At 43.1% G+C, this 14358-nt stretch carries 10 protein-coding genes; 4 read left to right on the forward strand and 6 right to left on the reverse strand.

Annotated features, from left to right (window positions below; all coding sequences use genetic code 11):
• Window positions 1–19: 19 nt before the first annotated feature.
• A complete protein-coding gene (locus L3V43_RS04460; protein WP_237116013.1) occupies window positions 20–2473 on the reverse strand; it encodes a TonB-dependent receptor in 2454 nt (817 codons plus the stop codon).
• 174 nt (window positions 2474–2647) lie between these two features.
• Here L3V43_RS04460 and L3V43_RS04465 point away from each other — a divergent pair, with 174 nt between their 5' ends.
• The gene (locus tag L3V43_RS04465) at window positions 2648–3172 is read left to right on the forward strand and encodes a YaeQ family protein (protein ID WP_235368121.1); all 525 of its coding nucleotides are present in this window, start codon (window positions 2648–2650) and stop codon (window positions 3170–3172) included.
• A 59-nt stretch (window positions 3173–3231) separates the two neighbouring features.
• On the opposite strand, the gene yfaE is transcribed toward L3V43_RS04465, so the two are convergent.
• The 5 genes from yfaE to ubiG form a co-directional block, all read right to left on the reverse strand.
• Window positions 3232–3504 (reverse strand): class I ribonucleotide reductase maintenance protein YfaE, encoded by a 273-nt coding sequence (gene yfaE, locus L3V43_RS04470; protein WP_010604851.1) that lies wholly within the window; start codon window positions 3502–3504, stop codon window positions 3232–3234.
• Window positions 3504–4634, reverse strand: a complete 1131-nt coding sequence (nrdB, locus tag L3V43_RS04475) for a class Ia ribonucleoside-diphosphate reductase subunit beta (RefSeq protein WP_102056861.1) — start codon at window positions 4632–4634, stop codon at window positions 3504–3506. Before nrdB ends, yfaE begins: the two co-directional genes overlap by 1 nt.
• A gap of 53 nt (window positions 4635–4687) precedes the next feature.
• Window positions 4688–6973, reverse strand: coding sequence for a class 1a ribonucleoside-diphosphate reductase subunit alpha (gene nrdA, locus L3V43_RS04480; RefSeq protein WP_174168816.1), 2286 nt, complete (start codon window positions 6971–6973; stop codon window positions 4688–4690).
• Window positions 6974–7328: 355 nt separating this feature from the next.
• Window positions 7329–7976 carry an HAD-IA family hydrolase gene (locus L3V43_RS04485; RefSeq protein ID WP_102056859.1) on the reverse strand — a complete coding sequence of 216 codons (648 nt, stop codon included), beginning with the start codon at window positions 7974–7976 and terminating at the stop codon, window positions 7329–7331.
• Window positions 7973–8683, reverse strand: a complete 711-nt coding sequence (gene ubiG / locus L3V43_RS04490) for a bifunctional 2-polyprenyl-6-hydroxyphenol methylase/3-demethylubiquinol 3-O-methyltransferase UbiG (protein ID WP_010604847.1) — start codon at window positions 8681–8683, stop codon at window positions 7973–7975. The genes L3V43_RS04485 and ubiG overlap by 4 nt, the downstream gene beginning before the upstream one ends.
• A 265-nt stretch (window positions 8684–8948) precedes the next feature.
• On the opposite strand from ubiG, the gene gyrA reads away from it, so the two are divergent.
• From gyrA to aroA, 3 genes are all read left to right on the forward strand, one after another.
• Window positions 8949–11621 carry a DNA gyrase subunit A gene (gene gyrA, locus L3V43_RS04495; RefSeq protein WP_237116014.1) on the forward strand — a complete coding sequence of 891 codons (2673 nt, stop codon included), beginning with the start codon at window positions 8949–8951 and terminating at the stop codon, window positions 11619–11621.
• A gap of 211 nt (window positions 11622–11832) precedes the next feature.
• Window positions 11833–12915: a 3-phosphoserine/phosphohydroxythreonine transaminase gene (serC, locus tag L3V43_RS04500; protein ID WP_237116015.1), complete on the forward strand. Its 1083-nt coding sequence runs from the start codon at window positions 11833–11835 to the stop codon at window positions 12913–12915.
• Window positions 12915–14195: a 3-phosphoshikimate 1-carboxyvinyltransferase gene (aroA, locus tag L3V43_RS04505; protein WP_237116016.1), complete on the forward strand. Its 1281-nt coding sequence runs from the start codon at window positions 12915–12917 to the stop codon at window positions 14193–14195. The genes serC and aroA overlap by 1 nt, the downstream gene beginning before the upstream one ends.
• Window positions 14196–14358: the final 163 nt, after the last annotated feature.

Raw genomic sequence — 14358 nt, forward strand, 5'->3', positions numbered from 1 at the left:
TAAAAGAAAGGAATCGGTATTAAAAGTAGCCTCTGATACCAAGCTTGATATTACGACCTGGAAGAGGGGCTTGCTCTTTGATAAACGAGCTATGCACAAAGCCTAGCTCATCTGTTAGGTTATCAAGGTTAACATAACCAACCATGTCACTGCCCATAAACTCAAAGTCATAGTTAAACGACATATCCACTAACGTATAGCCCTTAGTTTCACTTTCATAGCTCGCGATGTTGTCTTGCTTGAAGTAATGTGTCACCGTGAAGTTAGCTGTTAGGTTCTCGTAACTGTGTTCGTAATCGAGACCTAGCTTGTTGCTTGGAATACGTGGTAAATATTCGTCGTTATCTAACTTCGCTGTCAGCGAGTCACCAAACACTTTGACGCGTGCAAAGTTGCTTAGTTTGTAATGGGCATCAAACTCAAGGCCGTATAGCTTGGCATCACTGCTTTCAAACTTAAACACCGGAACAGCGCCTTCATGTGCATGATCCGCCACTTCTAAACCGTGCTCTGGACTATAGATATAGTCTGTTAATGCCTGATAGTAGAAGTTTTCGATGTCGTTATAGAAGAAATTAACGGTATAGCCAAAGTTACCTGAGAACTTTCTAAAGCTAATGTCTAGGTTGTTTGATGTTTCTTGTTCGATATCTTGCGGCTCAAAGTGTAAATGATCACCTTCTAGCTCATAACCAAGCCCTAGTTCATAGGTGCTGGTTGCGATATGAATGCCATTTGAAAGCAATTCGGCGGTTAATGGTGCGCGCTCCGAGCGAGACAGCGAAACAGCGACGTTTTGGCCTTCAGCAAAGTCGTACACGCCACCAATAGACAAGCTTAGATTGGTCATTTCCAGGTCATAAGAAATAAACCCATTATCTAAGTTACCACCATGGCCGTGGTCGTGATCATGATCGTGTTCACCTTCATGGTCATGATCTTCTTCGTACGCTTCCAGTTGATTGCCCTTGCTTGATAACTGGTAGTCTTCAATACGAGCACCTAACTCAAGTGTGAAGTCTCCAAAACGACGTTCTTCAAGGATGTAAAGTGCGTGCGTTTTGGTATTGGTCGATGGCGTGAAAGCTTCTGCACCGTTTGCGGCGTAATCGCTGTCAGAGAAATGATAACCAACAGTGCCGTGCCACTCTCCTAAGCGGTGCTCTGCCGTTAAGCGTAACTCAGTTGTATCATTTTCAAATACAGTACCTATGTTTCCATCTTCAATTTCAGCGTGTTCGTAATCGGTGTAGCCGACACGTAGGCCAACAGATTCAAGCCAGTCACTGTGTACTGCATAATTTACAAGCCCTTGCCAACGGTCTTGTTTTACTCGAGCAAATACGGATTCTTCTTCGTGGTCATGCCCTTCCTCTTCATGCTCGTGATCATGGTCATGACCAATATGAGAGTGAGCAGGAATACCATAGTCCGTATCAACACGGCCATAAGAGAAACCAACGGTCAGATGATCGCCAACGTAACTTGTACCTAAGTTAAATTGCTCAGAATCGATAAAGGTATTGTCGACGCGATTGGCGTACTCTGTTTCATGCTCTTCTGCCTCGTGGGCATGATCTTCGCCTTCATGTTCATGCTCGTGTTCTTCATGTTCGTCGTGTGGAAGCGCGAAATTAGGGGTTTCATAATCACCACCTTTGCGCTTAACGCCATCGAAATGGAAGTTAAATCCGTCAAAGCCGGATTCTAATAATACCGCAAAGGTATTGGTATTTGAGTTGGTATCATGGCTATAGTCGGCAGCGCCCTGAAGGCTATCGATCACGTCTGTCGGAATACGATTATCAACAACATTAACCACACCACCGATTGCACCTGAGCCGTAAAGTAGGGTTGCAGGACCTCTTAGCACTTCAATTTGCTGCGCAGCCAGCGAGTCATTAGTGTTGGCGTGATCTGGGCCAACGCGCGAGGCATCGCTACTGTCTAACCCGTTTTGCGTGATTTTAACCCGAGGACCATCTAAACCACGGATGATAGGGCTTGAACTCACCGGACCAAAGTAACTAGCATTGATCCCTGGTTGGCCTTTTAGTGTTTCACCCAGTGTTGGTTTGGCACGGTTTTTTAGCTCATCCCCACTTAATACACTGACCGGAGAGGTCATTTCCATACTATTTTTATGTAGGGCAGAAGAGTAAACAACAATGCTCTCAACAGATGTTGGTTTTAGTTCGACTCGAACAAATCCTTGGGCTTCATCTACATCTACACGTTTATCAAGATAATTAGGCTTAGTAACGTGTAATTGAGAATCAGCATCTATTGTAATGGTAAATTGGCCATTCTTATCTGATTTAACTGACTTGCTTTTGCCATGAAGATGGATGGTTACATTACTAAGTGGTTGATTGTTTGCGTCAACAACTTTACCTGTTAGTTGTGCAGCATAAGCTGGCGCTGCCCCGATTATTGAAATTAATGCGCTGGCGATAAGAGACTGCTTAAACATATTTTATTACCACGAGTTAGATTATGTATTGAACGAGTGAGCCTATTCGGCTAATAGAGTGATAATATAACACTACAAATTTGGAGGATCAATAACGTTATACTATAACTTAGTTATTGTTGAAATTAGAATTACAACTATAGTTAAGGAACAAGTCAAAGTGAGCACAACGTAATGAACAAACCATTTGTCTTCAAGGCAAGGATTAAGGTTGCTGACTTATTTCACCATAGCCACCATGAAGAAGCATTTACCACCGCCATGTTGTCAAAAGAAAGTAGTGAGCACTTTGCGATGAAATTACTTGGGATATGCGCACTGTCTTTTGATAAGCCGGCAAAGTGGAGCAAGGCGGAGAAAAAACATTGGCCGGACGTATGGCTAGAAGACGACAACGACCAGGTTGAAGTCGCTTTGTTTATTGGTACCTTAGAGGTCGATGAGATACTCAAGTATGAAAAGCTTTATGCTAAGGTTGTGGTGTTGTGTGCTGACGGTGAGCAATGGTTTGAAGAGCGTCGAGCGCAATTACAGTTTATTGGATCTTTCTCTGTGTTTAGTATTCCCACGGACTTTGTGGTTGAATTGTGTGAAATGCTGACGCGAAGTTTACATTGGGATGTGATTTTTGAAAATGGGGCGATGAGTGTTACTGATAGCGAACACTACATTCGTACTCGAATTACCAAGCTGATTTAAGGCATTAGTTAGGAATAATGGCTGCTAGAGAATAAATTGCTATCTCGGATTTTGGTTATTTACGGCAACTCTATTTTAATGTGGCTTGTGGGTCTGCTACAGCACAATAAAATTTCCCCATCTCTCACAAAAGCAAGTGGCTCGTTCGCGTACTGTGTTTGTCCTTCGATGAGCTTGGCGCGGCAAGCACCGCAAAAACCCTCGCGGCATTGATAGGGGACTTCAATATTTGCTGCTTCAAGGGTTTCGAGTATCGAAGACGAAGAAGCCACATATTCCAGTGGCTCCTCAATATTCTCAACCTGAATTAGGAAGGATGGCTTTTCAACCATTACAAGTCGAAATCGCCAAAGTCAGAGGCATCGACTTCAGAGTCGATTTGTCCAACAAGATATGAGCTGATCTCAGCTTCCTGTGGTGCAACCTGAACATTGTCAGAAACAAGCCAAGCATTGATCCACGGAATAGGATTCGATTTGGTCTCAAATTGCGTTGGTAAACCAACCGCTGACATACGAATATTTGTGATGTACTCAACGTATTGACACAAAATATCTTTGTTCAGGCCAATCATTGAACCGTCTTTAAACAGATACTCAGCCCATTCTTTTTCTTGCTCAGCTGCTTCAACAAACATCTTAATTGCTTCTTCACGGCATTGTGCTGCCACGATAGACATTTCAGGGTCATCTTTGCCTTCTTGCATGATATTCAGCATATGCTGTGTGCCAGACAAATGAAGCGCCTCATCACGAGCAATTAGCTTGATGATCTTTGCATTACCTTCCATAAGCTCGCGCTCAGCAAAAGCAAATGAGCAGGCAAAGCTCACGTAGAAGCGGATTGCTTCTAAGATGTTTACCGACATGATGCAAAGGTACAGGAGCTTTTTCAGCTCAAACAAGTTTATGACGACCGTTGTGCCATTAATTTCATGCTTGCCTTCACCGTACTGATTATAAAGGCTTACCTTTTCAATCAGTTCATCGTAATACTTGGTAACTGCATCCGCACGTTCAACAATTTTGTCATTGCCCACGATGTCATCAAAGATTAACTCAGGGTTTTGCGTCACATTACGAATAATGTGAGTGTAAGAGCGACTGTGGATCGTTTCACTAAAAGCCCAAGTTTCGATCCAAGTTTCAAGCTCAGGGATGGAGACGATCGGCAAAAGCGCAACGTTTGGAGAGCGACCTTGCACACTGTCTAGCAATGTTTGATATTTTAGGTTGCTCAAAAAGATATGTCTTTCGTGCTCAGGAAGTGCCTGAAAGTCCAATCTATCCTTACTTACGTCTACTTCTTCTGGACGCCAGAAAAACGATAATTGCTTTTCAATTAGCTTTTCGAAAATAGGGAACTTCTGTTGGTCGTAGCGAGATACATTAACAGTTTGTCCGAAAAACATCGGTTCTTTTAATTGGTCGTTATGATTTCTGCTAAACGTAGAATATGCCATAAATGTGTTACTCAATACCTAAAAAAGCGGGTGATGACCACCCGCATAAAAAGTTATATCTTACAAGCGCCGCCTTCACAACCATCGTCTTCTGCTTCTGGTTTCATCTCATCTTGAGCATCAGAAGCACCGTCGCGGGTGTTATGGTAATAAAGTGTTTTAACACCAAGTTTGTATGCGGTGAGTAAGTCTTTTAGCAATAGCTTCATAGGAACTTTACCTGCTTCAAACTTACTTGGATCATAATTGGTATTTGCAGAGATAGTTTGATCGATGAACTTCTGCATAATACCAACCAGCGCAAGGTAACCATCGTTAGATGGAATATCCCAAAGTAGTTCATAGTTGTTCTTGAGGCGGTCGTACTCAGGTACAACTTGCTTCAAGATACCATCTTTACTTGCTTTAACACTGATATGACCACGAGGTGGTTCAATACCGTTTGTCGCGTTTGAAATTTGCGATGATGTTTCCGATGGCATCAAGGCTGACAACGTTGAGTTACGCATACCGTGTTCTTGGATACTTGCTCTTAACGCATCCCAGTCAAGGCGTAATGGCTCTTCACAGACTTTATCAAGGTCACGCTTATAGGTATCTATTGGCATGATACCTTGTGAGTAGGTCGTCTCGTTAAACTTAGGACAAGCGCCGCGTTCTTTTGCCAGTTCATTCGATGCTTTCATCAGATAGTATTGGATCGCTTCAAATGTTCTGTGTGTTAGGCCGTTAGCACTACCGTCTGAGTACTTAACACCATTCTTTGCAAGATAATAAGCAAAGTTAATCACACCGATACCCAGTGTACGGCGTCCCATCGTTGCATTGTACGCAGCAGGAACAGGATAGTCTTGATAGTCTAATAGGTTATCAAGTGCGCGAACCGCAAGCTCTGCTAACTCTTCTAGCTCATCTAAAGACTTGATGGCTCCTAAGTTAAACGCTGAAAGCGTGCAAAGTGCAATTTCACCTTCAGGGTCATTTACATGGCTTAACGGCTTCGTTGGTAGTGCAATTTCAAGGCATAGGTTTGACTGGCGGATCGGTGCAACCTTAGAGTCAAACGGGCTGTGTGTATTACAGTGGTCAACGTTTTGTAGATAAATACGACCGGTGCTCGCACGTTCTTGCGCAAACATTGAGAATAATTCAATCGCTTTAATGCGTTTCTTACGAATAGACTCATCTTGCTCGTACTTAACATACAGTTCTTCGAATTTATCTTGATCTTCAAAGAATGCGTCGTAAAGACCTGGCACATCTGATGGACTAAAGAGCGTAATATAGTCGTCTTTAATTAGGCGGCTATACATGGTTTTGTTGAACTGCACGCCATAATCTAAATGACGTACGCGGTTTTCTTCAACACCACGGTTATTTTTTAGTACTAATAGGTTTTCAACTTCAAGATGCCAAAGCGGGTAGAATAGGGTCGCCGCGCCACCACGTACACCGCCTTGAGAACAGCTTTTAACAGCCGTTTGGAAGTGCTTATAAAACGGAATACATCCAGTGTGGTACGCTTCCCCATTTCTGATTGGGCTACCAAGTGCACGAATACGGCCTGCGTTAATACCAATACCGGCACGCTGACTGACGTATTTTACAATCGCAGAAGAAGTCGCGTTGATTGAATCTAGGCTATCAGCACATTCAATCAGTACGCAAGAGCTAAACTGACGTGTCGGCGTACGAACACCAGCCATTATTGGCGTTGGTAATGAAATCTTGAATGTTGAAACCGCATCGTAGAATCGCTTAATGTAATCTAGACGCGTTTCTTTCGGGTAGTTTGCAAACAGGCTTGCAGCAACTAGAACATATAAGAACTGCGCACTTTCATAGATCTCACCCGTTACGCGATTTTGTACAAGGTACTTACCTTCCAACTGCTTAACGGCTGCATAGCTGAAGTTCATATCTCGGCTATGGTCGATGTAGCTGTTTAGCTCATCAAACTCAGCTTTTGTGTAGTCGGTAAGAAGGTGCTGATCATAGCGCTTGTCTTCAACCAGCTTTACCACATGGTCGTGTAAGTGCGGCGGCTCAAAACAGCCATAGGCTTTCTTACGCAAGTGGAAAATAGCCAAACGAGCGGCTAGATACTGATAATCTGGAGACTCTTTTGAGATCAGATCGGCTGCAGCTTTAATAATCGTTTCGTGGATATCACCAGTACGAATACCGTCATAAAACTGGATGTGTGACTTTAATTCAACCTGAGAAACTGAGACGTTATCTAGGCCTTCTGCCGCCCATGTAATGACACGATGGATCTTATCTAGATCTAACGGTTCTTTGCGACCGTTTCTTTTGCATACAGATAGCTGTTGGTTCATGTTATGTGCCTGTATTCCTTAGGAACGCGCTTTAGATATCGCACGAATATAAAATTGTTTAGCAAACCACCACTATATATGGTGCCCTAGTGGCTAGGGATCACAAGATAGTGGGGTTGACGTGAATTTGCAAGAGAACAACTCGGGCAGAATTGTGGATAAGTTTGGGATAATTTATTTATGTAAGTATCCACTAACCTATGACAATCCACTTATCTGCCCACAAAGAAAAATCAACAAAAAGATGATGCTTTTCAGCAAAAATAAAAAAAAATTCTAACTGATTTTTTTCTACACAAATTCGTATCTATTATAGCAAAAACACAATATATGGTGTTTTATTTTTTTATCGACACTAAATATGCGATAACGTGTCTAATGGGTTAGTAAGATAGAGATCCGCATGCCAAGACTTAGCTTCGGATTCAGATGGAATGAATCCCCACATTGCTGCTGCACTAATCATTTTTGCGGATTTTGCAGCAATAATGTCTCGCTCAGCATCACCAACATAAATACACTGCTCAGGTGATACCCCCAATTTTGACGCCACTAACAGTAAAGGCTCGGGATGAGGCTTGGCCACCGCCAGTGTATCTCCGCATACTACTGTCTCGATCTTTGCAAGTTCAGGGATCTGTTTTAGTAGCGGAAGCGTTAAAAACTCAGGTTTGTTCGTCATGATCCCAACCTGAATCTCTTTTTCTAAAAGTGCCGCTAATAACTCACCAATTTGCGCAAAGCATTGGGAATGTACTGATAAATTCTCCAGGTAGTAGTCGAGTACACCCTGCCGTAATATTTGAATGTCGTAGTGCTTTAATGACTCACCAAATCCTACTTGCAACATCGCTGCTACGCCGTTTGAAATCGCACTGCTATAAACCTGTTTGCCGACAATAGGCATTTTATTAGCAGCTAAAACGTGGTTTAGTGCGGCTCCTAAGTCATCACTGGTATCCAGCAAGGTGCCGTCTAAATCAAATAGTACCGCCTGGATCATGCCAGCTTCTCAAAGTGTAGAATGTAGTTAACTGAAACGTCTTTAGTTAAGGTAAATGTTTTGCCGATAGGGTTGTAGTTAATCCCTGTCGCCGCCCTAACTTTGAGGTCGTATTTTTCAGCCCAATCAATTAAGGTCGAAGGGCGAATAAATTTATCATGCTCATGCGTGCCTTCAGGAACCATTTTAAGCAGTTTTTCTGCGGCGACGATAGCCAGTAAATACGCTTTTGTAGTTTTGTTTAAGGTAGAAAAAAATACATGACCGCCGGGCTTAACTAGCTGTGCGACTGAACGAATAATGGATTCTGGGTCTGGTACGTGTTCTAGCATTTCCATGCAAGTTACTACATCGAACTCACCTTGGTGCATGGCTGCGAATTCTTCCGCTGGCACTTTTTGATAGTCTACGTTAACGCCGACCTCTAATGCGTGGAGCTTTGCGACGTTAAGCGGCTCTTGCCCCATATCGATACCGGTTGCATTTGCACCCAGCTTAGCCATGCTTTCTGTTAAAATCCCGCCACCACAACCGACATCTAATACTGTTTTTGCGAATAGGCCTTCACACTTATCGTTAATAAAGTCCAACCTCAACGGGTTAATGTCGTGTAATGGTTTAAATTCTCCCTCTCGGTCCCACCAGCGCTCTGCTATTTCTTCAAATTTAGCGATTTCATTAGGGTCTACATTTTGATGTTCGGTCATAAAAAACTTCCTCGTCGAATTGAGCGCATTATAAAGGGGATTAGATAAAAATAGCACCTGTAAAACGGTAAAAAGTGTGTTAGCATGCTTAACGAATTTTATAATAAACAAAGCCCCCGCTGATACTCTGAGGCAATTCGGCTATTTTTTGAAGTGCGTTTAATTGGCGCTTCAGCAGAAAAAGCAATTTGCTATTCAGATAGCATCTCAACACAAGTTGTAGTGTGACACAAAAGGGGTGGACACTGAAGGAAAGTGGAGTCAAATGTCTGATCTCGCCAATGAAATCCTGCCAGTCAATATCGAAGATGAATTAAAAAATTCATACCTAGATTATGCAATGAGTGTAATCGTAGGTCGTGCATTACCTGACGTACGTGACGGCCTAAAGCCTGTTCACCGTCGTGTATTGTTCGCGATGAATGAACTTAAAAATGACTGGAACAAACCTTATAAAAAGTCAGCTCGTGTAGTTGGTGACGTAATCGGTAAATATCACCCGCATGGTGATAGCGCGGTTTACGATACTATTGTACGTATGGCTCAGCCTTTCTCTCTACGCTATATGCTCGTAGATGGACAAGGTAACTTTGGTTCTGTCGATGGTGACTCTGCAGCTGCGATGCGTTATACCGAAGTACGTATGGCGAAAGTCGCTCACGAGTTACTTGCTGACCTTGAAAAAGAAACCGTTGATTATGTACCAAACTACGATGGTACAGAGCAAATTCCAGATGTGTTACCAACTAAAGTGCCTAACTTATTGGTGAATGGTTCATCTGGTATTGCGGTTGGTATGGCGACCAATATTCCACCTCACAACTTAACTGAGGTGATCAATGGCTGTTTGGCTGTGATCCAGAATCCAGACATCACCATTGAAGAGTTAATCGACTATATTCCGGGTCCTGATTTCCCGACTGCCGCCATCATTAGCGGTAAAAACGGCATCGAACAAGCCTATAAAACAGGCCGTGGTAAGATCTATATCCGCGCGAAAGCTGAAATCGAAGTCGATGAGAAAACAAGCAAAGAAACCATCATCGTTCATGAAATTCCTTACCAAGTTAACAAAGCAAGACTAATCGAAAAAATTGCAGAGCTTGTTAAAGATAAAAAGGTTGAAGGGATCAGTGCACTACGCGACGAGTCGGATAAAGACGGTATGCGTATTGTTATTGAAATCAAACGTGGTGAAGTCGGTGAGGTTGTACTAAACAACCTATATGCTCAAACACAACTACAAACTGTGTTTGGCATCAATATGGTTGCACTAGACAACAACCAGCCTAAGTGTTTCAACCTGAAAGAAATGCTTGATGCGTTTATTATTCACCGTCGTGAAGTTGTAACGCGTCGTACTGTATTTGACCTGCGTAAGGCAAGAGACCGAGCGCACACGCTTGAAGGCCTCGCAATTGCGCTAGCTAACATTGACCCAATCATTGAGCTTATTCGTAAGTCTCCAACACCAGCGGAAGCGAAAGCGGCGCTAACTGCGCGAGCTTGGGATCTTGGTAACGTTAAATCAATGCTTGAGCGCACTGGCGAAGAAAATGTTGCGCGTCCAGATTGGTTAGCGGAAGAATTAGGGATCCGTGATGGTCAGTATTATTTGTCTGAGCAACAAGCCCAAGCAATCCTAGACTTAAGACTACACAAATTAACAGGTCTTGAGCACGAGAAAATTCTAGCAGAATACAAAGAACTACTCGATCTTATCGCTGAGCTACTGTACATCCTTTCTACTCCAGAGCGTTTGATGGAAGTGATCCGCGATGAGTTAGTTGAAATCAAAGAAACGTATGGTGATGAGCGTCGCACAGAGATCACTGCTGCTGCGCACGATATCAGTTTAGAAGATTTGATCAACGAAGAAGACGTTGTCGTTACGCTTTCTCATGAAGGCTACGTGAAATATCAACCTCTTAGTGATTACGAAGCTCAGCGTCGTGGTGGTAAAGGGCGATCTGCAACTAAGATGAAAGATGAAGACTTTATCGAACGTCTACTCGTTGCAAATACTCACGATACAATTCTTTGTTTCTCCACTTCTGGCCGCTTGTATTGGTTGAAAGTTTACCAGCTGCCGCTTGCATCACGTGCTGCGCGCGGAAAGCCAATTGTTAACTTGTTACCACTCGAAGCTGATGAGCGTATTACGACAATTTTACCGGTTCGTGAATACGAAGAAGATAAGTTTATCGTCATGGCGACGGCAAGTGGTATCGTTAAGAAAACACCGCTGACTGCATACAGCCGTCAGCGTGCAAGTGGCATTATTGCTATCAACTTGAACGAAGGCGATAGCCTGATCGGTGCTAACATCACCACAGGTGAAAATGACATCATGCTATTTACTGAGCATGGTAAAGTTGTACGCTTTAACGAGAAGCAGCGAGATTCTGAAACAGGTGAAGTGAAGCGTGATCCTGAAACTGGCGAAGAAATGTTGGCTTTACGTCCGATGGGCCGTACAGCAACAGGTGTTCGTGGTATCAAGATGCCAGATGACGTGAAAGTGGTATCACTAATCGTACCACAAGGCGATGGTGCAATCTTGACCGTAACTGAAAATGGTTATGGTAAGCGTACACCGCTTGAAGAGTACCCAGCGAAGAGCCGTGCAACACAAGGTGTTGTGTCAATCAAAGTAACTGAAAGAAATGGTTCTGTGGTTGGTGCGGTTCAAGTTGATGACAACGATGAAATCATGCTGATTTCAAACCGTGGTACGCTAGTTAGAACGCGTGTAAACGAAGTTTCTACGGTAGGCCGTAACACCCAAGGTGTTATTCTGATCCGTACGATGGAAGAAGAAAAGGTAGTTGGTCTTCAACGCATCGAAGAAATTGAAGTGGAAGCGTTGCCTGAAGGTGATGTTGCAGAGTTTGAAGGTGAAGCAACACCGGCTGCGGAACCTGACGCAGAGGAATAAAAAACCCTATCCAAAAAAAAGCGACTTCGGTCGCTTTTTTTCTTTCTGTCAATTTTTTCAATCTGTTCCTCTATGACAAGAGCCTGAAGCCTGATAAATTAAGGCTACCAACAATCCGACGTTTTAGTCGGGCAGCCCACTGTTCATCCAAAAAGTCATGAGAATAACGCTATTCTTTGGATGATCTAGATTATTTGGAATGAGGAAAAATATGACGGTTTATAATTTTTGCGCGGGTCCTGCGATGTTACCTGTTGAAGTTATGAAAAAAGCGCAAAAAGAATTTTTAGATTGGCAAAATTTAGGCGTGTCGGTGATGGAAGTTAGCCATCGTTCAGCGCCTTACTTGGAGATGGCGAAGCAGTGTGAAGCCAGCTTACGTCGTTTGATGAACATCTCTGATGAATTTGAAGTCCTGTTTATGCATGGTGGTGGCCGAGGTCACTTTGCAGCTGTACCGCTAAATCTACATGTTGATGGTGTACCTGGCGTATATATCGAGAACGGGATCTGGTCTACCGGTGCGACGAAAGAAGGTGAAAAATTCACGCAAACGCATGCGATTAATATTCGTACTGACGAAAATGGTCAATTCGATATTTTACCTGTCTCTGAGTGGAAGCTACCAGAAAACGCTTCATATATTCACTATTGTCCAAACGAAACCATCGATGGTATTGAAATATTTGACGTTCCAAAGCATGCAACCGCACCAATTGTAGCGGACATGTCTTCCAATATTTTATCTCGTGAAATTAACGTCGATGACTTTGATTTGATCTATGCTGGTGCGCAAAAAAATATCGGTCCTTCGGGTCTCAGTATCGCCATTGTACGTAAGACGTTATTGAAGCGTGAAGGGCTGCCAAGACCTGCTATCCTTGATTACGCCATTGAGGCTGATCAGCAAAGCATGTACAACACACCACCGACATTTGCATGGTATCTTGCGTTTGAGGTATTCAAGTATCTTGAAAGCATTGGTGGTGTTAAAGCTATGGAAGCGCACAATCAAGAAAAAGCAGCCATTTTATACGATTACATCGATGGCTCTGACTTCTATTCAAACAAAGTTGCAAAACATTGTCGCTCATTGATGAACGTACCATTTTGGTTAAATGATGACAGCCTAAATGCTAAATTCTTGGCAGAGGCAGAACAAAACGGTTTAATTGCACTTGAAGGCCACCGTTTTGTTGGCGGTATGCGAGCTAGTATATACAACGCCATGCCAATTGAAGGGATCAAAGCGTTAGTTGCATTTATGGATGAATTCGCACGGGAGAACAGTTGATGGAACAATTGACTCTCAAGCCTATTACTAAAGTCAGTGGCAGTGTGACGCTACCTGGCTCTAAAAGCTTATCAAATCGTATTTTGTTGCTTGCAGCATTGTGCGAAGGCACGACAAAAGTGACGAACTTATTGGATAGCGATGACATCCGCCATATGTTAGGCGCATTGTCTCAGTTAGGCGTTGAATTAACGTTAGAAGACGATAATACGGTGGCACTGGTCAAAGGAAATGGTGGCAACTTTAACACCCCCGTTGAGCCCCTATTTTTAGGCAATGCCGGTACAGCATATCGCCCATTAACTGCAGTGCTTGCAGCTATACCCGGTGATTATGAACTGATTGGTGAGCCACGAATGGAAGAGCGCCCAATTGGCCATCTTGTCGATGCCATGCAAACGCTTGGTGCCGATATTCAATATCTCAAAAACAAAGACTACCCGCCGTTAAAAGTTGCAGGTAAGCAACTTGCTGGTGGTGAAGTTGAGATTGACGGCAGTATCTCAAGCCAATTCTTAACTGCATTATTGATGGCGGCACCGCTTTTTAGTGGCGATACGAATATTGCGATTAAAGGTGAACTGGTTTCAAAGCCTTATATTGATATTACTATTGGCGTGATGGCGCACTTTGGGGTTCATGTCGAAAACCACGATTACCAACATTTTGTGGTAAAAGCAGGCCAGCAGTATCAATCTCCTGGAACACTTATGGTCGAAGGGGATGCTTCGTCAGCTTCTTATTTCATTGCTGCAGCCGCAATTGCAGGTGGTGAAATTGAGATCAAGGGAGTGGGTAAACAAAGTGTGCAAGGTGATATCGGCTTTGCCAAAGTGATGGAACAAGTCGGTGCAAACATTGATTGGCATGATGAGCGTATCGTTGTCCGAAAAGGTGAGTTAAATGGTGTGGATATTGACGCCAATGCTATCCCTGATGCGGCGATGACGCTTGCAACCGTAGCGCTATTTGCAAAAGGTAAAACGGCAATTCGTAATATCTACAATTGGCGTGTGAAAGAAACCGACAGGCTAGCTGCCATGGCGACTGAGCTAAAAAAAGTAGGCGCAGAAGTGGTAGAAGGGCACGACTTTATCGAAGTTACGCCACCGGCTAATTTTAATTTCACGGATGTAGACACATATAATGACCATCGTATTGCGATGTGTTTCTCGATGGTTGCTGTGGGTGGTCAAGCTATCACGATTAACGACCCTAAATGTACGGCAAAAACTTTCCCAACCTATTTTTCAGTGTTAGAAAGCATTAGTCAGTATTAATTTCATCCAAGGTGTTGAAGATCTTCAACACCTTAAAATCTTCTATAAAATAGTCAATCTTAACAAAGTCAAATACACGGGTGTTTGACTGAATTTCATTCAATTAAAGCCAGTTCGCACCTGACGTATAGCATTTTGCGTTGCACTAATAATTTGAGATATA

Source organism: Pseudoalteromonas sp. L23, from assembly GCF_021728455.1.
Classification (GTDB): domain Bacteria; phylum Pseudomonadota; class Gammaproteobacteria; order Enterobacterales; family Alteromonadaceae; genus Pseudoalteromonas.